The organism is Prochlorococcus marinus XMU1402, assembly GCF_017696205.1.
Lineage (GTDB): Bacteria > Cyanobacteriota > Cyanobacteriia > PCC-6307 > Cyanobiaceae > Prochlorococcus_A > Prochlorococcus_A marinus_AC.
Window position 1 is genome coordinate 561,686 of record NZ_JAAORD010000001.1, and the last position, 22,435, is coordinate 584,120.

Genomic DNA, 22,435 nt, shown 5'->3' on the forward strand with positions numbered 1-22,435 from the left:
AATTTCAAGCCATCTAGAATTCTTTAATTTAGATCTTTAATCAACAATTATCTCTCCATTAACCAAATAAATATTAATTTCGTCTTTATTAAGGTAATGATTATTCAATATATTATTTGAAATTTTTGTCTCAATTTGTTTTTTAATAATTCTTTTTAAAGGCCTCGCCCCATAGGCATAATCGAAACTATTTTCGACAAGGTGGCTAATCGCCTCATCCGTAATTTTTAATTTTAAGTTTTTTTTGTTAAGTCTTTTTTCTAAATTTTGAAGCTGGATTTTTGCAATTTCTTTTATGTTTTTTAATTCTAAATTATTAAAAATAACTATTTCATCAAGTCGATTTAAAAACTCAGGCTTGAAAAATTTTTTAAGTTCATTATCTACAATTTTTTTAATTTCATCTGTATCTTCTTTTCTAACTGATAAATCATTAATTGATTGACTACCTAAATTACTTGTGATAACGATGATTGAATTTTTGAAATTGATTGTACGACCTTGCCCATCAGTAATAATTCCATCATCTAGAACTTGTAAAAGAATATCTAAAATATCTTTGTGTGCTTTTTCTATTTCATCTAAAAGTATCAACGAATAAGGATTTTTCCGCACTGCTTCAGTTAATTGTCCTCCAGATTCGAAACCTAAATATCCAGGGGGCGCACCTATAATTTTGCTTACTGAATGCTTTTCCATATATTCAGACATATCTAATCTTGTAATTGAAGAAGTTGAATCGAATATAATTTTGGCTGTTACTTTACTCAGCTCTGTTTTCCCAACACCAGTTGGACCTAAAAATAGGAAACTGGCTAATGGCTTGCTTGGATCATTTAGACCAGTCCTCGATCTCTTAATGGAATCTGAAACAGCCCTAATTGCATTATCTTGACCAATAATTTTTTCTTTAAGGATTGACTCGAGGCTCAAAAGTTTATCTTTTTCTGACTGGTTTAAGTTCTGTACTGGAATAGAGGTCCACTTTGAGACCACTTCTGCAATATCATCAAAAGTAACCTCTTGCCTTAAAAGACTTGTCTCTCCGTTTTTCTGAGAATTAACTAGACACTCACTTTTTTCTTTTAATTTTTTTTGTAAAGAATTTAAAGTTCCAAATTCTAATTCTGCTGCCTTGTTGAGGTCAAAACTCCTTTTGGCTTGATCTATTTGCAATTGAACAAATTCAATTTCTTCTTTTATGGTGCTAATCTCATCAATTTCATCTTTTTCTTTTTTCCATTTAGCGCTTAATTCTGCCTGTTTATCTTTGAGGGATAAAAGTTCATTGTTGATTTTTTTTAATCTTTCTACAGAAAAATCATCTGTTTCTCTTTTTAAAGATAATTTTTCCATCTCAAACTGCAGAACTTTTCGATCAATTTCATCAATTTCTTCAGGTTTGGAAGTTATGACCATATTTAATCTTGAGGCTGCTTCATCGATTAGATCTATTGCTTTGTCAGGAAGAAATCTATCGTTAATATATCTTTCGCTAAGGTTTGCAGCTGCAACTAAAGCATTATCAGAAATTCTCACACTATGATGTACTTCGTACCTTTCTCTCAATCCTCTTAATATTGATACAGTATCATCTATTGAAGGAGCATCAATTTTTATTTTCTGAAATCTTCGTTCTAGAGCAGGATCTTTTTCTATATTTTGTTTATGTTCAATAATAGTTGTAGCACCAATACATCTAAGTTCTCCTCTTGCAAGCATTGGTTTTAATAGGTTGCTCGCATCTAAAGAACCTCCGCTAGCACCAGCTCCAACAACTGTATGAATTTCATCAATAAAAAGAATGATTTTCCCGTCTGATTCCTTAACTCTCTTCAGGACATTTTTTATTCTTTCTTCAAATTCTCCACGATATTTCGCCCCAGCTATAAGTGAACCCATATCTAATGAAATTAGTTGCCTATCTTGTAAGGCAGAAGGCACATCGCCATTAATAATTCTTTGAGCCAACCCTTCAACAATGGCCGTTTTACCAACCCCAGGTTCTCCAATAAGAACCGGATTATTTTTTGTTCTTCTACTCAGTATTTGAATTGTTCTTCTAATCTCTTCATCCCTTCCTATAACTGGGTCTAAAATTCCATCTCGTGCAGATTGAGTTAGATCAGTACCATATTTTTCCAAAGACTCAGTAGAAGTATCAAATTCGTTTTTTAATGCTGGATCTGACTTCATTTTCTTTATAGTTTCAAGAAATTCTGGAATGCCTTTTTGATTTAAAATTTGAAATCCATAGTTATTATCATAAGTCAAACCGTAAACTAAGTGTTCTGTTGATATCACTACATCATTTAAAGTATTTTTAATATCATTCGCTTTCAAAAATACTTTGTGAAGAGTATCACCGATATATAAATTATCTTGTTTGTTTTTCATTTTTGCCTTCAAATTTAATGAAGACATTATTTCTTTCTCAATTTCTTTGATATTTACATTATTATTTTTTAAGATTTTTTTTGTAAGGTTATCTTGTTTTATAAGAGCTAAAAATAAATTGTCAGAGTCTACGTTTTGTTGATGATTTTTATAGGCAATTTCTTTGGCCAAAATAAAATAGCCCCAAGCAGAATTTGAAAATTCGCTTGGGACTATTTTCATCAATCAAAATATAATTATGACTGTAGTTAATATTAAGTGAAAATGTACTTAAATATTAAAAGGTTTATTCAACAATAACTTTACCTACCATTCCAGCTCCTCTATGAGGCTCGCAATAGTAATCATAAGTTCCTGCAGTATCAAATGTTTCTTCCCAAGACTCTCCTGGAGCAAAAGCCAAATCTGCATGACTTAATTCCTCATGTCCATCAAAAACAGCATTATGAGGAGCTAATTTGTTATTGACGAATTTAACTGTATCACCAGTACTAATGGTTACTGTACTTGGTTCAAATGCAAGCATTCCAGCATCCGTTCCAAGTTTCACTTCAACAGTCTTAGCTGAAACTGATGAAATTCCTAGACCTAGAGTTAAAACTATTGCGAATAACCCTGCAAAGATTGAACGTAACATAATTTAAATTTACTTATTTATATATATTACAAGGCTTTGGGAGCCTAACTGTGAGAATTTTAATTGTTATTACAGCTTGGTAACTTTGATAACCTTAAAATATCATTCAGTGACTTTGCATAACTTTTAAGTTTGAAAGTCTCTGGATTAGTGATGGGGACATGATTAAAGTCATATTTCTTGATACTGAAGCTATCCCAAGCGGTAGTTTGGATGGGAAGAATTCTTAATAATATTTTTAGAATTTTTTTTGTAAGAGGTATAGCAAAATATCTTCTCATATTATTTCTTTTTAAAAGTGTAATTATGGCATGGTCAATTGAAATAAATTTTTGACCTAGGACAAATTTTCTAAAGCCTTTGTATTGCTCTTCTTTATAATTTTTGATTAGAAACCCACAAATTTGAGCGATATCATTTGCGTGTATAAAGTGAAATTTAGAATCCAGTTTTAAAAATCTTGCTATCCAAAGCCATTTTTCAATCTCTTTCAATCCACTAGTTAAATAACTCACAGGATATTTACTTTTTATTCCAAGATTTCCTCCGAAAACCAAGGTAGGGAAAACAGCGAAAGTTTTTTCTGCAAATGTGCTTTCTCTAAGTCTCTTGAAACATTCATATTTTGTTTGAATGTATTCTGTTCCATAAATCAATGATTCCCTCATTAATTCTGTTTGGGTATCAAGAATGCTAGCTGTTGAAAAATAAATAATTTTTTCTAACTTGTCAATATCAACCATTTCAAGTAATCCTTCAAAAGCTTTAATGTTTACTTCATAGGCTCTTCTTGGATCTCCCCAAGCTGTAGCAGTATGTATTAGGTAATTAATTTGACTAATTTCTTTTTTATACTTACTTGATTCCCTGATATCACACACCATTAGCTTGACTTTTTTATTTTTTTGAACAGAAATTGGCAACTTACTTTTGTCTCTTACCATGAGATAAAGCCTGAATTTTGTGTTTTTTAAAAACCAATCAACTAAATATTGGCCAACACATCCATTCGCACCTGTTATTAATAAGTTTTTATATGCCAAGACTTTGACTAGTAAGCGAGTTTTTTCCCATGTTCAAAAAATGTTTGAGCATTTTCTTCTGGAGTCCCAGGTAAAATCCCATGACCCAAATTAAGAATATATTTCCTGTCTTTAATTTTATTGAAAGTATTATCTATCCTTTCTTTTATTGATTCTTTGTTTCCGAATAAAATGCCAGGATCAACATTACCTTGAATTCCTATTCCACTAGGGATTCTTCTACAAGCCTCTTCAATATCTACTGTCCAGTCTAATGAGATTATATCTACTCCAGTTTTTGCCATTCTTTCTATGACACCAGCACTTCCTGAAATATAAAGAATAACTGGTGTTTCAGGGTATTCCGCTTTTACAATGTCAACAACTTTTTTTTGATACGGCCCAGCAAAGATATCGTAATCTTGCGGACTTAGTTGGCCTGCCCATGAATCAAAAATTTGTACTACTTGCGCTCCAGATTTTATTTGATATTTAAGATATTCACCAATAGATTTTGCAAAATGATCAAGAAGTTTATGTAGTAAATCTGGTTCTTTAAAAGCCATTGATTTTATTAAAGAATAATTTTTACTGCTTTTACCTTCAACTACATATGCAGCGAGAGTCCAAGGTGCACCAACAAAACCTAAAACTGTTGCCTCATTATTTACATCTTTTTTTAGTGAAGAAAGAACTTGTCCAACAAAACTTAAACTCTCACTTGGATTTAATTCTTTTAAATTTTCTATCTGGTTAAAAGTTCTTATTGGGTCCTCAATTATTGGACCTTTACTTTCTATTATTTCAAAATTTATACCCATCCCTGGAAGTGGTGTGAGAATATCTGAAAAAAGGATCACACCATCGGGTTTGAAAGCATGAAAGGGCTGCATTGAAATCTCATATGATAGTTCTGGATTTTCAGACCTCTCTCTGAAACTTGGATAACGCTCCCTTAAATCTCTATAGATTTTCATATATCTTCCTGCTTGCCTCATCATCCAAACTGGAGGCCTATTCACTTTTTTACCTAGTGCGGCAGAAAGTAGTAGTGGTAAATTTTCACCCATTTTTCAATTCAATATGTTTTTTAAAAAAAAAATTTTAAAATTCCAACTTAAAAATCCTACAATGCAAAGCAGAGCAAAAGCGTTATATGAACATTTATATGAAGCACTAAGTTAAATGAGCCTTCTTATTTTTTTGATTGATGTTTGAAGATACTCACGCTTAATGGGGGCAAAGCAAGTTCTAGAGCATTTTGATAATCATGAATATTGTAATTTATAGTTTCTTTACCTCCCATATTTCCTTTATTACTGCCTCCATATCTCGATCCGTCTGAATTAAATATCTCCTTATAAAATCCTTCTACAGGAACGCCTACTTTATATGACCCATGAGTATTAGGTGTGAAGTTGGCAACTATAACAAGCCACTCATTGGTATCGTTTTCTCTTCTCATAAAACTTATTACTGAATTAGATTTGTCATTACAATCAATCCATTGGAATCCGTAAGGATCAAAGTCGTTTTTCCATAACGCTGGTTCATTTTTATAAAGTACGTTTAGGTCATCAATCAAGTTTCTGATACCTTTATGAGGTTCAAATTCTAGTAACTCCCATTGAAGATCATCCCAAACATTCCATTCTTGCCTTTGTCCAAATTCCATTCCCATAAATATCGTTTTTTTACCAGGGTGGGTCCACATATAAGTTAGTAAAGCTCGAGTATTTGCATATTTCTTCCAGTCATCGCCAGGCATTTTATGCAAAAGATGACTTTTCCCATGGACAACCTCATCATGACTAAGAGCAAGCATAAAGTTCTCTGTGTAGTTATATGTTATGGAGAAAGTTACGCTATTTTGATGGAATTGCCTAAACCAAGGATCTATCTCAAAATAATCGAGCATATCGTGCATCCATCCCATATTCCATTTCAAATTAAATCCTAACCCTCCCATGTCAGTTGGTTTGGTTACCATTGGCCAAGTTGTTGATTCTTCAGCGATAGAAAGTACACCTGGGAAATGTTGGAAAAGTACATGATTAGCCTGTTGAAGAAATTTAACGGCTTCTATATTTTCATTCCCACCATTTTCATTTGGTATCCATTCTCCATCTGGGCGTAGATAATCTCTATAAAGCATTGAAGCTACAGCATCTACTCTTATGCCATCAATATGAAATTCTTCACACCAATAAACGAGGTTGGCAACTAAAAAATTTCTTACTTCGTTTCTGCTGTAATTAAATATTAGGGTTCCCCATTCTTTGTGTTCGCCTATGCGTGAATCTCCATGCTCATAAAGATGACAACCATCAAAAAATGCTAAACCATGCTTATCTTTTGGGAAATGACCAGGTACCCAATCAAGAATTACGCCTATGCCCTCTTCATGACACTTATTGACAAACGCTCTAAATTCATTTGGAGTACCAAATCTACTTGTTGGTGCATACCAGCCTGTAACCTGGTATCCCCAAGAACCATCGAAAGGATGTTCAGATATTGGCATTAATTCAATATGAGTAAATCCTCTCTGCTTTACATAAGGAATGAGTTTTTCGGTTAATTCAGGATAAGTTAATAATCTTGTTCCAGGTTTTAAATCTGCAGCAGGAACAGGCTCTCTAGGATTCCCATTGTCTTCAAGATATTTATTATCTGTTGATTCATGGAGCCAACTTCCTAAATGCATCTCATAAACTGAAATTGGCTTGTTAATTTGACTAGAGGAGTCTCTATTCGTAATCCAAGAACTATCATTCCAATTAAAGTTTTTCAATTTTGAAACTATTGATCCATTTTGAGGTCTAATTTCATGAAGAAAACCGTATGGATCAGCTTTCTCATAAATATGACCTTGTTGTGTTCTTATTTCATATTTATATGTGTCTCCCTCTTTCATTGTGGGCATGAATAGTTCCCAAATTCCCCCTAATCTTTTTTGCATTGGATGATGTCTTCCATCCCAAGAATTTATATCTCCAATTATTGAGATTGATTTTGCATTTGGAGCCCATATGCATAACATCACTCCTTTTTGATTCTTTTTTTCAATGAGATGTGCTCCCATTTTTTCCCAAATATGATGATGGTTACCTTCTGCAAAAAGATGCCTATCAACTTCTCCCATCCACTCTTCTTTGTATGACCAGGGGTCATGTTGTGTATGCTTGATCCCTCCTCGCGAAATATTTATTTCATAATTAAAGTTTGGATTTTCAGGCAGGATTGCTTCAAAAAGCCATTTATGGTTTATTCTTTCCGCCTTATAGGTTTTATTTTTAAAATTTATTTTAACTTCGTCCGCTTCAGGCATCCATACCCTTATTACCCATTGATCTTCATAAAAATGAGGACCTAATATTTTTAATGGATTATCATTGCAACAATTTTCTAGGTTGATAGCTTCTGATTTAATCCAGTCTGCTTGAATTGTCTCGATCATGACTGGTAGATATTAAGGATTAATGATATCAAATGATTAACCAAAAAAATAATTATTTATTAAAAAAAAGAGTTCATTTTCATAAATGTTTTATTAAGGCTAAAACTTAGAGTAATAATTCTATGATTTGCCGAAGGAGCTCCAAAATTGTCCTCCCCAAATCCAGGATTTACTCCAATTGCTGGATAAGCTGCTGCAGAAATAGATAAGCGAAGCTTGCTGCCCTTAACCAAACAAATATTTGTTGGCTGCATTGTTATTTGATAAGTGCATTCACAATTTATTTTGGAGTTTTTAACCCTTAAGAATCCTGTTGAAAATTGATTCACTTTCTCATCTCGTTTTTCAACTAGAGACAAAGCAAGGCAAATATCGAAATTGGGCTGATCACTTTTTACAGTAATTTCTAATGTGGGAACTCCTTTAAAATATTGCTCCTCTTCAAAAGAATTGGTTTGAAAAACACCTACATCAAGTCGTTTATCAATAATATTTCTATTAAACTTTCCAGGATTTGGACCCAAATGACCACCGTCAGATGGCGTAGGTCTCCATGGGTCATTAACAATTGTGAACCATCCTGATCCCTTTGAATTTATGATTAGACTTCCATCTTCAACATCTACATTTGCTATGCCATCACTCTTGAGTCCAAAAATAAATTCAGGGTGAAATTTATTATCTAATTCGTCCCACTTTTTTAGTGAAATATTCCATATTTTCTTTTCATTTTTAGTGTCCTGAGAATAAAAAATTTTATCTGTTTTTAAATGTTTATCAAAAAATTTTAATAAAGAGTCTTGTGATCCTTCCCACCAATTTAGATGTGTCGCATTCCCAATGATAATATCAGGACTTCCACCAGCTTTTTTAGATTTTTTATAAAGATCAAAAGCACCTTTTAGATGTGGATCCCAAAGACCTCCAATAATTAACATAGGTTGTTTAATCCATTTTGAAATTGGCTCATATTCTTCAAAGGAGCAATCATTCCTAAAATTTTTAAGCCATAGCAAAACAAAATTATTAGGATCATATTTTTTTAAAATATCAATTCCTTCCCTTAAATAACTTTTATTTTCTAAAGATAATCTTATCTTTTCCCACTCAAACAATTTATTTTCTCTTTTCATTTTTAGTGCTGCGAGTTGAAGTCCCCATGCAATATTGTTATGCCACCAATATGCTCCTCCATCTGAGCACCAATGATCCTTAATATTCATCCCAGTCATTGCTGGAGATAAACAATCGGGCGGCTTTGAATTTAATTCACCAGTTAGTTGAGTAAATCCTTGATATGAAAAACCATATAAGCCAAGTTTTCCATTGCATTCTTTTAGAGACCTTACCCATTCATGTGTTTCTGAAGTATCACTGGCTTCTTGTTTGAAACCATTAAAAACTCCTTCAGAAGCCCCCATTCCTCTAACATCTTGAATTATTACCATATAACCTTTGGAAGCCCACCATTCGGGGTGAGAATATGTAATTGTTGAAGCTATTTCCTTACCATAAGGTTGTCTCATTAATAATGTAGGCCATGGCCCATTACCATTAGGCAGCCAAATACGTGAGCTAAGTTTGACTCCATCTCTAAGTATTAGAGACTTATCAAACCACCTTGAACCAAACATTTAAGCTTCAAATAATATCTGGACAGTGCAGTCCAATGACGTAAATAGAAAAGATTTCTGCGTTAACAGGAGTTAGCTTATTTCGTTTTGATACATAGTCTATAGCTTCGTTTTCACTCGCGGAAACACCTTTTGAATTCAGCTCTCTAAACTTATTACATATATTTTTAGCTTCGCCGGGATTCTTTTTTACACTTTCTAATAAGTTTGATTGACTAAAAACAGGATATGAAGAGAAGGGAAATAAAAATAAAAAGAATAAGAAAAATTTCATTATTAATTAATTTTTTTTAATTCTACAATAAAAATTTTTTTTAACCAAGATTTCAATAAGATTTATAGACTTGCTTAGCTCTTTTAATCCATTGTTTTAAGAGAGCAAAAGTTATCTCCGACTCAGTTTTTACTCTAAGACTTCTTTCTAATCTACCTATTTTGGCTTCTAACTCGTACGGCGTAGATAGTGATAATGATTTAATAGATCCAATACCGCAATGTAAAAGAAGATTTGCTTCTGGTGGTGAAATTTCAACTTCTTTTTTAAAAATGGCAATAGCTCTTATTTTCTTTAAATTATTTAATGTACATAGTGGAGATTTCTTTTGAATCTCATTTAGGTCAAATTCTGATAGATTACTTAATTTTTCAAGGTCAACTAGATTGTTTTTAAGAAAAAAGGATTTTTCATGTCTAAAGTTAGTAGGAAAATAATCTAAAAAGGTTTTGCTTCCCATTTTTTCGGAGACTAATTCATTGTGACATTTTTCTGAATTTCTCCTATTACCACAGGCTTACTTATCCCATCTGAAATTTTTTCAAGTTTTCTTATCTTTATTTTTACGTTTGCACCCGACCTGCTACCTTTCTTAAGATTTTCTGAAAGTTGCTTTAGAGTTGGTTCAATATACTCCTCCTGGAAGTCATCATCTGCTTTAGCAATAATCAAATCGAAACCGTTGTCATAAACAATTGGAACATATTTTGCACCTTCTATTACTACATTTTCAGTGTAACTTTGTATAAATGCCCAACTGCTTAAAGAAAGTAATAATGAGAAGATTGTTGCTCCTATTATTCGAAATTTAAAACCAAAATTTAATATAAAAGCTGCTATAGCGCAAATAAATAGGAATATGCCCAAGAATCCAAAAATTTTGGGAGTGTTCTCTAATAGTTCAAAAAAAGACATTTACTGGCTTTGACCTAATTAATTTCTTATATTTTGTAAGCCTACTCTATTTTTGGGTTCTAACTTGAAAAAAATTAGATCTCTAAATCTAAATGCAAAAATTCTATTAGTAGGTATTATTGTGTCCTCAGGATTTTTAGGCACCTTTTTATTAAATAATCTTTTAAGAGATAACTATAATTCTAGGAAATCGGAACTCGAAGATAGAGTTGAGAATTTTTTAAATAAAAAGGTTTCTTTAGGTGACTATTCCGGGATAAGATTTCTAGGTTTTTCTTTGGGGAATTCAAAAATTACTGATGAAAAAAATCGAGATTCTTTAATTAAAGCTAAAAATGTGTATGTAGGGATTATGCCTTTAAGATCTTTTTTAAAGCAAAAATGGGTTGTAAAAATAACACCTTCCAAAACTGAAATAAATATAGATAGAGATTTTTTTAAAAGTGATGAATCATATAAAAAATCTCGAAGCACAAAAAAATTAAAATCAAATTATGAATTGAATTTAAACTTAAATAATTATTCTAATTTAAGGCTTAAAAATTTAGGATTAAAAACAAAGGTAAAAGGTAATTTTATATTCAATTCCATTGATAGAAAAATCATTGCAAATATAAGTTCTAAATTTGACGGAAAAGGTTTTTTAAAATTTAAATTTAATACGAAATTAAATAATGACTTTTTAAGGCTTGAGTTATTTTCAAGGGGATTAGATCTTAAGAACACACAATATAATATTGGTAGCAGAAAAATTAGTCTTAAGAGTGGAAAATTTAAATCTAACTTTAAATTTATCAAATCACCAAAGAGAACATTTTGCGAAGGAAGATTTTCTTTAAATCAATTAGAAATAAATTCGGAAGCTTTATCGGAGAATATAAATTCAAATTCAACTAGGTTTTTTTGTAAAGATAATAATTTAATAGGAAGCTCAGGAAACTTAAATTATGGAACTTTATTATCCAATTTTAATATTAATATTCCATTAAACGAAACCTCTAATAAAATTGAGCTTCAAGGCAGCATTGGATATATTAATAGTCTTAATCCAGATATTAAATTATCAGGTAATATTCCTTACTGGTTTGATAAGAGAGGAATTAATTTTGGAAATATAGATTCAACCTTTGATATAAATAGAACTCAACTATCTAACTTAAATATTTTCAGAAAAAATAATATAAGTGGTTTTGTTACTGCTAATGGAGAATTAAAAGGAAAAATTAATGATCCCAATATTTCTATAAACTTTAATGTTGATTATCCTAATTATAAAGGTATTCGTATTAGAGAAATATGGGAAGGGAATATTAAAAATAATAATAATAAATACCAATTAAATATGAAGAATAGATATTCTCCAATACCTTCATTTCTTTCTATTAAATTTGATTCTAATCTAAAATTAGATAATGTAGCTTTCAGTAGAGTTTTTAACTCTAATAAAGGGAGTATAGAAATAGTTAAAGAGAATAGTAATTATATTTGGAGAGCTGATAATTTTCCTCTTGATGAGCTTGAATTATCTTTAACTAATAATCAATTCGATAGAATTAAAGGAATTATTAATGGACAGGGATCAATATCTTTAGACCAATCTATCCTTGATGGGCGGTTGGCTTGGAGTTCGGGTAAATATAGAAATATAAAGTTGGCAAATTCATTATTTGATTTTAGCTTTAAAGATAATTCTTTTTATGTTAACTCCTCATTATATCCAGTCGACGGGGGAATTATTGAGGTTGAATATGACTCAAAAAATAATAATTTAATTAATTTAGACTTTTATAATATAAGTACTAGTTGGACGATCCTAACTGCCATTGATATTTTTAATTTTGAAAATAAACAAGTTATTCCAACAAAAAAATCTAATATCTTGGATGATTTGGAAATAAATAAAGATGATATTTCATTTAAAGAGAGGATCGATTTTATAAATAATTTTATCGCCGAGAATAATGCGTTAGGAGACAAATTTAACTTGAAAAAATACTTTAGTAAATTTAGAAGTAGATATAATGGGAAAATAAATATTAAAGGAGATAGACCACAAAACTACAAAATAAATGCAAAATTAAATGGCTACCTTAATACCTCTAGAGATGATTACAAAAAAAATAAAGACGAATTCTCTGTAGATTTGGAAGGAGGAATACTAAAAGGTGAAGGTTCTTTAAGGATTAAAAAAATGCCTTTAAGTGTTGCAAATATCTTTTTAAATCAGCCAAAAGACTTTCAGGGAAATATGGATTTGGATTTATCTTATAATCTTGATACAAAATCTTTTTCTAGTGAAATTTCTTCCAATAATACATCAATAAAAAATAATAAATTAGTTTTTGATAAAGGAAAAATTCAATACAGCAGTTCTAATTTTGTTGTTGATTTTGCCTTGTTATTAAATGAATCTGAAATACCTACTATTATAAATGGCTTAATACCAATAAATAAAACTGATAAATTAGGCCTTAGATTAATAGGAAATGGAAAAATTATTGAATTAATAGATATTTTGGCAGAAGACTACTTTACTTTTGAGAAAGGTGATGTAAATCTTAGAATGATAATAAAAGGTACTAGAAATAAACCTATATTAAATGGTTTTGTAGTAATAAAAGATTCTGAAATTGATCTTTATAAAAATAAAATAAAAGATATTAATAGTTCGATAATTTTTGATTTTGATAATTTAGAGATTAAAACTTTAAAAGCAAAAACCGAAAATTCAGGAAATATTTTTATAAAAGGTTCTTTACCCTTTTATAGTAAAAATGATTTAGGGAAGTTAGGGATTAATTTGATAACAAATAAATTTAATTTAAAGACGGATAATTTGGATTTTTTAATAGACTCAGAAATAGACTTAAATGGATCATTTGAAAAACCTGTTTTGGGAGGTAATCTATCTCTTAATAATGGATTCATCAATTTTAATATTGCCAATCAAAATAATAAGGTAGATAATATTAAACAAAAAAATGATAAAAAGGATTGGCCAGAACTCTATTGGAATAAGAATAAAAATATTGAAATAATTTCAAATGAATCAATTCTGAATTCAGTTCTTCTAGGGGAAACTTTGCCAAATTATTTAGATAACTTGAGTTTTAAAAATCTTAAATTAAAACTAGGTCCAGAATTTATAGTTCAATACTCAAATATTTTTAAAGCTCATCTAGAGACAAAATTAGATTTAGAAATCAAGGGAGGTGTTGGAGATGATCTAAATGCAAGAGGATGGATTTATTTAAAGAAAGGTACAGCTAATTTATATACCACCCCCTTTAAACTCGATAAAAACAAGGAAAATTTTATTTTGTTCGCATCAAGAAGTGGGGTAGTTCCATTAATAAATCTTTCTCTTGTAAGTAGAGTCCCAGATTCAATAATACCTATAAATCAAAATAATCAAGATACAAATATTTCTGGTGATTTAGGTGTAGATAATACAGGTGGAATTGGTTCATTTGGGATTGGCAATACGAGGTTAATTAGAATTGAGGCCTCTTATGAAGGATTTTTAGATCAGTTGTCTTTCGAGGATGAAAATAAAAAAATCCAATTAAGAAGTACCCCTAATTACACTAGATCACAAATTATTGGTTTGATTGGAGGTAATTCAGCAAATTTGATTAATAGAGCATTTATTTCTCAGATTAATAATGCGGATGCTTTTAGTGAAAAATTTCAGTTTTCTTTGTATCCAGCCTTAATAGAAAAAAATAATTCTTTAAATAATATTTTTTCTGATGAAAATGTAGATTTAAATAATGTTAATGAGTCAACTTCTAATAAAGGCATATCCTCTCAAGAATGGGTTGCAGAAATAGGTTTTGATATTACTGATTCTATAAATTTCTCTGTACAATCTATTCCCGGTAGAGATGATTTGCCTCCTACGGGCATAATTACCTTACAAGTCGATCCAAACAATAAAATAATTGACAAAAACTTAGATTTAGAATTATTAGGTTCTTCTGATTCTAATGGAGATTGGAAGAGTCAATTACAATTATTCTATAGATATTAATTCACAAACATAATCGCTTTTAAAATAGTTTTTCTGACCTATTATTTATTAATAAAATAAATAAATAAATATGGAAGATATTTTTGAAGTTCCTCAACCAGGAAAAGATCTTTTAGAAAAAGCTCATCAAGTTCGTCTGGCTTCAATAAAAATTAGTCAAGCTGAAAATAATAATAGAATTAAAGCCTTAAATTTTATGGCTGATTATCTAGAAAAAAATACTAAACAAATTTTAGATGCTAATAATGAAGACTATATAAAAGCAGAAAAGAAAGGTATTTCTAACGCTTTGCTCTCTAGATTGAAGTTATCAAAAGAAAAATTAAATTCAGGAATTGAAGGAGTAAGAAAAGTTGGGGATTTGGCTGATCCTGTGGATCAAGTTCAAATTAAAAGAGAACTTTCCAAAGGACTGATCATAGAGAGAAAGACTGTACCTATAGGTGTCCTCGGGATTATTTTTGAATCAAGACCTGATGCTGTTATGCAGATTAGTTCTCTAGCAATAAGATCTGGCAATGGAGTTATTTTAAAGGGTGGAAGTGAAGCTAGTTCAACAAATACTGCAATAGTCAAAGCATTAAAAGATGGATTACACGAATCAGGCCTTGATGAAAATGCAATATGTTTACTTACAAGTAGGAAAGATAGTATGTCCATGTTAAATCTTGATAAGTATATTAATTTAATAATTCCTAGAGGAAGTAATGAATTAGTTAAATTTATTCAAGACAATACAAGAATTCCAGTGCTAGGCCATGCTGATGGAATTTGTCATTTGTTTGTAGATAATGAGGTAAATCTTGAGATGGCTTTGTCTGTGGCACTGGACAGTAAAATTCAATATCCTGCGGCGTGTAATGCTATAGAAACTTTATTATTGCATAAAGATATTGCACCAGCATTTCTTGAAAAGGCTATACCTTTATTTGATTCAAATAACGTTAAATTAGTCGGAGATAAAAAATCTGTAGAATTAGGTATACAGTATGAGGCTAGTTTAGAAGATTGGAAAACTGAATATTTAGATTTAATTTTATCAATAAAAATTGTTGACAATCTTGATGAAGCCATTACACATATTCAGAAATATAGTTCAAAACATACAGATGGAATAATTACTGAAAATTTAAGTACGGCTAATAAATTTATGAATGTAGTTGATAGTGCGGGTGTTTTTCATAATTGCTCAACAAGATTTGCAGATGGATTTAGATATGGATTCGGAGCTGAAGTTGGGATATCTACTCAAACTCTGCCCCCAAGAGGACCTGTAGGCCTAGAGGGTTTGGTTACATATAAGTATTTCCTTAAAGGGGATGGAAATATAGTTGATGATTTTTCATCTGGAAAGGCTGTCTTTACTCATAAGGATCTTTAGATTTTTTGAAGATGGAAACATTTTTACACATAGAGAATATCAAACTTTGGGCTAGAGTTGGTGTTCTTGAAGAAGAAAGAAGATTAGGACAACTTTTTAGTTTGGATATATTGTTATGGACTGATTTTGAAAAATGTACTTCAAATGATGATGTTACAAAAACAGTTGACTATTCAAAATTAGTTGAAATTTTAAAAAGTCAATCAAAGAAAATATATTGTTTCACAATCGAAAAATACTCAAATGAAATTTTAGAAATTATTGATGAGGAATTTAAGTTGTCCAAAATCAAAATCATTTTGACAAAATGTAATCCTCCAATTACTGGTTTTGATGGGAAGGTTTCAATCGTAAGAATTCTTGAAAAAAAGTAAAAGTTTTGGAAAAAAGAAATCCTATTATATTGATTCATGGTCTTTGGAATACTTCAAGTATTTTTTCTTCTATTATCAAAAAACTTGATGATATTGGCATTGAATATTTCGCCCCAACTCTTAAGCATTCATATGGAATGACTTCAATTCTGGATTTGACTAATAAATTAAACGAATTAATTTTAGAGAAATATGGTTTAGAAAAAGAAATAGATATTTTGGGATTTTCTATGGGAGGAATAATTGGTAGGTACTGGCTTCAAAAATTTAATGGATATAAGAGAACAAGAAGATTAATTACTATAGGTTCTCCTCACAAAGGAACTTTGATGGCTCAATTAATACCTAAATACCCTTTTAAAGGAATATCAGAAATGAAAATTAATAGTAAATTTTTGAGAGAACTTGCAGATAATGATTTTTTTCTTGATGAAATCGAGTGTATAAATTTTTTTACTTATTGGGATCTAATGGTTTTCCCAGGATGGTGGACAAACTTAAATTTTGGAAAAAAAATATCAGTAAAAGTATATAAACATAGAAATCTTGTAAGAAATAAATCTGTGGTTGATAAAATAATCGATGAAATAATTATGTAGTTCCAGATAGACCCAAGTGTCTTATTAAGGAATCTGTTTGCGGCTCTCTTCCCCTGAATAGTTTAAATATATCTAATGGAGGTAAGCTTCCACCCAGGCTAAGTATTGTATCTTTGAATTTCTTTCCTATTAACTTTAAATCTTCAGAGTTTTCTAGATCAGCTTCTTCGAACATTGAAAATGCATCAGCACTTAGAACCTCAGCCCATTTATATGAGTAATATCCTGCAGAATATCCGCCGGCAAATATATGACTGAAACAACAAAGAAATTGATCTTCTTGAATTGGTTCAATAACAGTAGTTTGCTTTGCAATTTCTCTTCTTATTTCATCTGCAGTTTTACCTTTATTTTTATCAATATTACTGTGTAATCTTAGGTCTGTAATCGCAAAATGAAGTTGTCTAAGTGTGGCCATACCACAATTAAAAGTTCTATTCTTAAGGAGTTTCTCAAAGTTTTCGTTGGATAATTTCTCTCCTGTTTGGTAATGTTTAGCAATATTTAAAAGTGTATTTTTATGGAAACACCAGTTTTCCATAAATTGACTTGGTAGTTCGACTGCATCCCATTCAACATTGTTGATACCAGCTGCTTGAGGAAGATTTACAGTAGTAAGCATGTGCTGAAGACCGTGACCAAATTCATGGAAAAGTGTTTGAACTTCCTCAAAACTCATTAAACTTGGTTTATTTTTTGATGGTGGAGTTTGATTGCAAACAAGATAAGCTACAGGGAGGGTATGCTTGCCTACATTATTTTTATTCAGGCATTCGTTCATCCATGCTCCAGGCTTTTTAGACTCTGGCCGTGAATATGGGTCAAGGTAAAAAGATGCTATTTTTTTTTCTTCTTTATCAAGGATATTAAAAAACAAGACGTCATCATTCCATTTTGGAGCTTGATTAGTTGCTTCGACGACTTTGATTTCAAATAACTTTTCGCTCAGTTTAAATAAACCTTTCAGAACATCATTTAATGGGAACCAAGGCCTCAATGACTCTTGATCCAAATTAAACTTTTCCTTTCTTAGTAGTTCAGACCAGTAGCTTACATCCCATGGCTCAATTTGCTCGGATTCTGGTAAACCATTAGATTTTGCAAACTTTTCAAGAATATCTAGTTCTAATTTGGCCTTTTTTAAAGCTGGTATTCTCAACTCCTCTAGTAATTTTTCTACATTTTTTATTTCCTTAGCCATTTTTGTTGAAAGACTCTTTTCTGCCCAACTTTCATAGCCAAGGATATTAGCTTGTTTAGTCCTAAGAGACAAAATCTCTTCAATGATTTGAGAGTTATCTTTTTCTCCTTTAGAAGCTCTTCCAACGGAGGCCTTGTAAAGTTTTTCTCTAAGATTACGGTTAGTGGCGTATGTCATAAAAGCTATGTAAGTTGGAGAATCTAAAGCCAATTTCCAAGGACCGTTTTTAGAATCAAATTGCCCATCTTTGTTGAGGAACTTATGAGCGGATTCCGCCATTGACTCAAGCACCCTTTCTGGAAGACCATCTACTTGAGATTTATCTTTTAAAATTAAAGACCAAGATTTCGTTGAATCATTAACATTATTGCTGAAATCAGTTGTTAATTTTCCTAGCTTTTTTGAAATAATATTAAATTCTTTCTGATCATTCTTTTTTAAAGAAATTCCTCGGTGTTCCATTTCAAGAATTTCTTTATCTAAAATTCTGTTTCTGACATTATCAAATTTGTTTGTGTTTTTTAGTTTTACTAGGGAATCATAAATTATTTTACTTTGTCCAAACATATCTCCCAAACTTATTATCTCAGGTAAAAATTTTGAATAAATTTTTCTAAGACTTTCAGAATCATTTACTGAATTTAGATGACCTATAACTCCCCAACTCCATCTAAGAACTTCATTTACTTCTATTAATGGATTTATAACTTTATCCCAATTTAAATCATTTTGAGTTAAAAAACTAGATAAATTATTCTCTATGGTATTGAAATCTTTACGAATTTTTTCTAATACAACTGGAAATTGATTATTGATATTTTCTGAAGTAAATTTTTTAAATTCTGGTAATTCTCCATATTTAAAAATTGAGGTATCCATTTATAAAAAAATTTAATTAACTAAAAGTGGAATCATACTTACTAATTTAGCTAAAGTTAGTTGCTGACTGAGAGCATTGGTTGAAGATTCGTATAAATTTATGGCTATTTTCGGCCAAAAACCTATTACCAAAGTAGGCAACAATAAACTGAAACCAATCGTCAATTCCCTGCCATTCATCTCTTTAACTGTTGCTAGTGCCGGAATTCTAGGGCCAAAGAATACTCTTCTACACATTGATAATAGATATATTGGGGTTAGAACTAAACCAATAGCTGCAATAAGAATCGTTATCGATCTAAAGATAGAGCTGAAGCCTTCTTGACTAGTGATTCCTAAAAATACAGTTATTTCACTGATAAAACCGCTCATCCCAGGTAGTGCTAGAGAGGCTAAAGAGCTTGCTAAGAAAAAAGCAAAAGTTATTGGCAAGACCTTAGCTAAACCGCCCATATTGGGTATCGAAAGGGTATTTGTTCTTTCATAAAATGAGCCCGTAACAAAAAACATAGCTGCAGCGATAAGTCCGTGGCTGATCATTTGTAGCATTGCTCCGCTTATCCCAAGAGCATCTACTGCTCCAATCCCTAATAAAACAAAACCCATATGACTGACTGAACTACATGCAATTCTCCTTTTGACATTATCTTGTGCAAATGCATTTAGTGCTCCGTAAATTATATTAATGATTCCTAGAATAATTAATGCAGGTGCAATTTGAAGATGTACTTCAGGTAATATTTGAACATTGAATCTTAGGAGAGCGTAGCCTCCCATTTTTAAAAGTATTCCAGCGAGTAACATAGATACTGGTGCATTAGCCTCTCCATGTGCATCGGGTAACCAAGTATGTAATGGAAAGATAGGAAGTTTTACTCCAAAACCAATTAAAAATCCTAAATAAGACAATAACGCAAGGCTTCCTGTTACATGTTTATTGGTTAAATCGGTAATATTTAAAGTGAAAGTATCACCACTCAAAGCAAGAGCTAATCCACTTATGAGTATTAATAAAGAGGCTAAAGCTGTATAAAGAATAAATTTTGTAGCAGCATATAATTTCTTTTTCCCTCCCCAAATTGCAATAAGAAGATATACCGGAACCAATTCAAGTTCCCATGCCAAGAAAAATAATAGAAAATCTTGAGAAAGGAAAACTAATGCTTGTGCTGATGCTTGGATTAATAAGAGAGCAAAATATAGATTAGATTTCTTCTTAATTTTCCAACTTGCGGCAGCTGATAAAAAAGTGATTAACCCACTTAAAGCTACTAAGGGAGCAGATAATCCATCTACGCCAAGAGACCATTCTAAGCCTATTGAGGGTAACCAGGAAGCTCTTTCTACCAGTTGCAAAGAGCTATCTGAAGTATTGAATTTTTGAAAAAGGACCCCGATTATTAGTAAAAAATCTATGAATAAAAAACTTAATGAGATATTTCTAGGGAGTGTATTTTCTTCTCCTTCTTTTGAATTCAAGAAAGGCATTATTAATGCCCCAATTAAAGGCAATAAAACAATAGATGATAGCCAAGGAAAAGATTCTAAATTCATTTATGGAATGAATAATTCTATTATTCTAGTTGAAGTTGTACTAGCTTGAGACTATAACATTAAAACTGCCTAAGTAAAACTACTTACCAGAGATAGTACTAAATTGGCTTCCTGCTGTTTGAACGTTTAAGAATGGTGCTCTGCTAGCTACACCTGACTTTTCCCATGCTTTTACCATCGCTTGACTAACATTTTTACCATTTTCTTTTTTACATAAAGCTAAGATACTTGGTCCAGCCCCACTAATTGCGCAGCCTAGAGCGCCAGCATTTAGTGCGGCATCTTTGACTTCTAATCCTCCTTTAATAAGTTTCCATCTGTAGGGTTCATGTAGCTTATCAAACATTCCCTCTTTTATAAGTTCCCCATTTCCTGCTTTCAGTCCATTTAGTAACAAAGTAAGTGCCCCCATATTTGTCACTGCATCAGATATAGGTACATTCCTAGGCATAACCTTTCTTGCTTCACTTGTGCTTAGACGCATAGCAGGTATAGCTACAACAGCTTTAATTGAATCGTGCCAATCACATCTAATGATTCTCCACCTCTGAGAGGCAGACCTTGCTGTCAAACAAAGCCCCCCCAAGAGAGAGGGGACTACATTATCAGGATGACCTTCTATATCAATGGCAAGTTCAAGGAGTTTTTCTTTGGACAATGGAGAGTTCATTATTGCATTTGCTCCTATTAGTCCAGCAACTATTGCTGTAGCACTGCTTCCAAGTCCGCGTGCAGGCGGAACTGCTAACTTAACTCTTGCTTCTAGTGCAAAAGGATCCATATTTGAACTTTCCCATACCTTTTGAGCTGCCCTAAATACTAAGTTTTCAGGTCCTCCCCTTAAATGATTACCATCTGTACTTTCCATTATTAAATCAAATCTATCTCCACCACCTTCAATTCTTGAAAAAATAAATTCATTATATAAATCTAATGCTGCACCAAGGCAGTCAAAACCTGGCCCCAAATTAGCTGTTGTGGAAGGTACTCTTACTATTATTTTTTTACCAACTTCAGGGATATACATTTTTTTTAGGTAGTTTTTTTAAAGCATTTTTGCTCTGCAGGCTGCACTAAAAAGGCCAAACTCTTCATCTAAAATCACATTTAGGGGTATTGTTTTAAGAATATCTTTTAATCTTCCCTTGTCGAAAAATTGTTTCATAAATAAATCTGATTTAAAGTTTTTGAAATGTTTGGGTGCGGTCCCTCCAGAAATCCATAACCCACCAAAACATAATTCTTGAAGAGCGATATCCCCCAATAAAGAGGCGTAAGCATCTAACCATATCCTCTCAACTTCATTCATTAGCTGATCTCCTTGATTTGAAAGATTGCAAATTTTTTCGGGCAGCTCTTTTCTCAAACTATCAGAAATTTTAATTTCTTTAAAAAATTTTTGTAGAGGATGGTTTTTGGCATCAGGTTTGCTAAGTCTCCATTCAGCAATTCTTGATAAACCAGAGCCGCTAACGATTCTTTCACAAGATATCCTCTCAATTTTAAGATAATTCTTAAGCCAAATTTTTAATTCCCATTCTAATTTAGACTTTGGCGAGTACTCAGCATGACCTCCTTCACTAGCTAAAACTTTTACCTTTTTCCCCGATATTATGCCTCTGGCAATGCCCAAACCAGTTCCCGCTCCAACAATGGCATGTAAATCATTATTAGCACTTTCAGAGTGCCCCCCATTTTGGATAGTAAAATATTGATTTTTTTTTAAATAAGGTATTCCATAAATTTGCACTGCAAAATCATTTATTAGCTCGCATTGTTCAAATTTAAATTTATTTTTTAATTTATTTCCTGAAATATTCCATGACAAGTTCATGATTTTTGCGTTGTTGTTAGATAAAGGACCAGCTACAGCAAAACATGCGGAAGAAGGATGAGTAATATTTTTGCATTCATTTTTGAGAAAATCTTCTAGGATTATTTCAAAAGAATCCCAATCAGAAGATGTATATTTTTTTTTGAATAACAATTTAGGCGAATCATCATTTATTACTCTTTCGAATATTCCTAATAGAACCTTGGTACCTCCTAAATCACAAGCTAGAAAATTCATCTAT

17 protein-coding genes are annotated in these 22,435 nt (G+C 31.4%); 4 read left to right on the forward strand and 13 right to left on the reverse strand.

Translation table 11 applies throughout. The features are described from left to right. Positions 1-36: 36 nt before the first annotated feature. The 9 genes from HA141_RS03190 to HA141_RS03230 all read right to left on the reverse strand — a co-directional run bounded on the left by HA141_RS03190 (position 37) and on the right by HA141_RS03230 (position 10,339). A complete protein-coding gene (locus HA141_RS03190; protein WP_209116830.1) occupies positions 37-2,619 on the reverse strand; it encodes an ATP-dependent Clp protease ATP-binding subunit in 2,583 nt (860 codons plus the stop codon). A gap of 64 nt (positions 2,620-2,683) precedes the next feature. Then, entirely contained in the window at positions 2,684-3,034 is a 351-nt protein-coding gene (gene petE / locus HA141_RS03195) for a plastocyanin (protein ID WP_012007398.1), read from the reverse strand. Between the two features lie 59 nt (positions 3,035-3,093). After that, positions 3,094-4,077 (reverse strand): NAD-dependent epimerase/dehydratase family protein, encoded by a 984-nt coding sequence (locus HA141_RS03200; RefSeq protein ID WP_209116833.1) that lies wholly within the window; start codon positions 4,075-4,077, stop codon positions 3,094-3,096. Positions 4,078-4,085: 8 nt separating this feature from the next. Further along, positions 4,086-5,126: a uroporphyrinogen decarboxylase gene (gene hemE / locus HA141_RS03205; protein ID WP_209116835.1), complete on the reverse strand. Its 1,041-nt coding sequence runs from the start codon at positions 5,124-5,126 to the stop codon at positions 4,086-4,088. Positions 5,127-5,251: 125 nt separating this feature from the next. Beyond that, positions 5,252-7,516 carry a 1,4-alpha-glucan branching protein GlgB gene (gene glgB, locus HA141_RS03210; RefSeq protein WP_209116837.1) on the reverse strand — a complete coding sequence of 755 codons (2,265 nt, stop codon included), beginning with the start codon at positions 7,514-7,516 and terminating at the stop codon, positions 5,252-5,254. A gap of 59 nt (positions 7,517-7,575) precedes the next feature. Then, positions 7,576-9,150 carry a CocE/NonD family hydrolase gene (locus tag HA141_RS03215; protein ID WP_209116839.1) on the reverse strand — a complete coding sequence of 525 codons (1,575 nt, stop codon included), beginning with the start codon at positions 9,148-9,150 and terminating at the stop codon, positions 7,576-7,578. A gap of 7 nt (positions 9,151-9,157) precedes the next feature. Continuing rightward, a complete protein-coding gene (locus HA141_RS03220; protein ID WP_209116841.1) occupies positions 9,158-9,424 on the reverse strand; it encodes a hypothetical protein in 267 nt (88 codons plus the stop codon). Positions 9,425-9,476: 52 nt separating this feature from the next. Further along, the gene (locus HA141_RS03225) at positions 9,477-9,884 is read right to left on the reverse strand and encodes a DUF4332 domain-containing protein (protein WP_209116843.1); all 408 of its coding nucleotides are present in this window, start codon (positions 9,882-9,884) and stop codon (positions 9,477-9,479) included. Between the two features lie 11 nt (positions 9,885-9,895). After that, positions 9,896-10,339 carry a DUF2518 family protein gene (locus HA141_RS03230; protein WP_209116845.1) on the reverse strand — a complete coding sequence of 148 codons (444 nt, stop codon included), beginning with the start codon at positions 10,337-10,339 and terminating at the stop codon, positions 9,896-9,898. 121 nt (positions 10,340-10,460) lie between these two features. Between HA141_RS03230 and HA141_RS03235 the strand changes: the two genes are divergently transcribed. The 4 genes from HA141_RS03235 (at position 10,461) to HA141_RS03250 (ending at position 16,726) form a co-directional block, all read left to right on the forward strand. Beyond that, positions 10,461-14,372: a translocation/assembly module TamB domain-containing protein gene (locus HA141_RS03235; protein WP_373921801.1), complete on the forward strand. Its 3,912-nt coding sequence runs from the start codon at positions 10,461-10,463 to the stop codon at positions 14,370-14,372. Between the two features lie 70 nt (positions 14,373-14,442). Then, the gene (locus HA141_RS03240) at positions 14,443-15,753 is read left to right on the forward strand and encodes a glutamate-5-semialdehyde dehydrogenase (RefSeq protein WP_209116847.1); all 1,311 of its coding nucleotides are present in this window, start codon (positions 14,443-14,445) and stop codon (positions 15,751-15,753) included. An 11-nt stretch (positions 15,754-15,764) separates the two neighbouring features. Then, positions 15,765-16,127 (forward strand): dihydroneopterin aldolase, encoded by a 363-nt coding sequence (gene folB / locus HA141_RS03245; RefSeq protein WP_209116849.1) that lies wholly within the window; start codon positions 15,765-15,767, stop codon positions 16,125-16,127. Between the two features lie 5 nt (positions 16,128-16,132). After that, positions 16,133-16,726: an esterase/lipase family protein gene (locus tag HA141_RS03250; protein WP_209116851.1), complete on the forward strand. Its 594-nt coding sequence runs from the start codon at positions 16,133-16,135 to the stop codon at positions 16,724-16,726. On the opposite strand, the gene HA141_RS03255 is transcribed toward HA141_RS03250, so the two are convergent. From HA141_RS03255 to HA141_RS03270, 4 genes are all read right to left on the reverse strand, one after another. Continuing rightward, positions 16,719-18,806 (reverse strand): M3 family metallopeptidase, encoded by a 2,088-nt coding sequence (locus HA141_RS03255; protein ID WP_209116853.1) that lies wholly within the window; start codon positions 18,804-18,806, stop codon positions 16,719-16,721. The two genes, HA141_RS03250 and HA141_RS03255, sit on opposite strands and share 8 nt — an antisense overlap. A gap of 12 nt (positions 18,807-18,818) precedes the next feature. Next, entirely contained in the window at positions 18,819-20,360 is a 1,542-nt protein-coding gene (locus HA141_RS03260; protein ID WP_209116855.1) for an NAD(P)H-quinone oxidoreductase subunit 4, read from the reverse strand. A gap of 79 nt (positions 20,361-20,439) precedes the next feature. Continuing rightward, positions 20,440-21,387 carry a homoserine kinase gene (gene thrB, locus HA141_RS03265; RefSeq protein WP_209116857.1) on the reverse strand — a complete coding sequence of 316 codons (948 nt, stop codon included), beginning with the start codon at positions 21,385-21,387 and terminating at the stop codon, positions 20,440-20,442. A gap of 18 nt (positions 21,388-21,405) precedes the next feature. Continuing rightward, positions 21,406-22,431: a glucokinase gene (locus HA141_RS03270; protein WP_209116859.1), complete on the reverse strand. Its 1,026-nt coding sequence runs from the start codon at positions 22,429-22,431 to the stop codon at positions 21,406-21,408. Positions 22,432-22,435: the final 4 nt, after the last annotated feature.

Coding starts and splice junctions, on each gene's coding strand:
- HA141_RS03220 (WP_209116841.1), bottom strand. CDS start 9,424: ATGAAATTTTTCTTATTCTTTTTATTTTTATTTCCCTTCTCTTCATAT.
- HA141_RS03215 (WP_209116839.1), bottom strand. CDS start 9,150: ATGTTTGGTTCAAGGTGGTTTGATAAGTCTCTAATACTTAGAGATGGA.
- petE (WP_012007398.1), bottom strand. CDS start 3,034: ATGTTACGTTCAATCTTTGCAGGGTTATTCGCAATAGTTTTAACTCTA.
- HA141_RS03260 (WP_209116855.1), bottom strand. CDS start 20,360: ATGAATTTAGAATCTTTTCCTTGGCTATCATCTATTGTTTTATTGCCT.
- HA141_RS03225 (WP_209116843.1), bottom strand. CDS start 9,884: ATGGGAAGCAAAACCTTTTTAGATTATTTTCCTACTAACTTTAGACAT.
- HA141_RS03190 (WP_209116830.1), bottom strand. CDS start 2,619: ATGAAAATAGTCCCAAGCGAATTTTCAAATTCTGCTTGGGGCTATTTT.
- HA141_RS03270 (WP_209116859.1), bottom strand. CDS start 22,431: ATGAATTTTCTAGCTTGTGATTTAGGAGGTACCAAGGTTCTATTAGGA.
- thrB (WP_209116857.1), bottom strand. CDS start 21,387: ATGTATATCCCTGAAGTTGGTAAAAAAATAATAGTAAGAGTACCTTCC.
- HA141_RS03255 (WP_209116853.1), bottom strand. CDS start 18,806: ATGGATACCTCAATTTTTAAATATGGAGAATTACCAGAATTTAAAAAA.
- glgB (WP_209116837.1), bottom strand. CDS start 7,516: ATGATCGAGACAATTCAAGCAGACTGGATTAAATCAGAAGCTATCAAC.
- HA141_RS03230 (WP_209116845.1), bottom strand. CDS start 10,339: ATGTCTTTTTTTGAACTATTAGAGAACACTCCCAAAATTTTTGGATTC.
- HA141_RS03240 (WP_209116847.1), top strand. CDS start 14,443: ATGGAAGATATTTTTGAAGTTCCTCAACCAGGAAAAGATCTTTTAGAA.
- folB (WP_209116849.1), top strand. CDS start 15,765: ATGGAAACATTTTTACACATAGAGAATATCAAACTTTGGGCTAGAGTT.
- hemE (WP_209116835.1), bottom strand. CDS start 5,126: ATGGGTGAAAATTTACCACTACTACTTTCTGCCGCACTAGGTAAAAAA.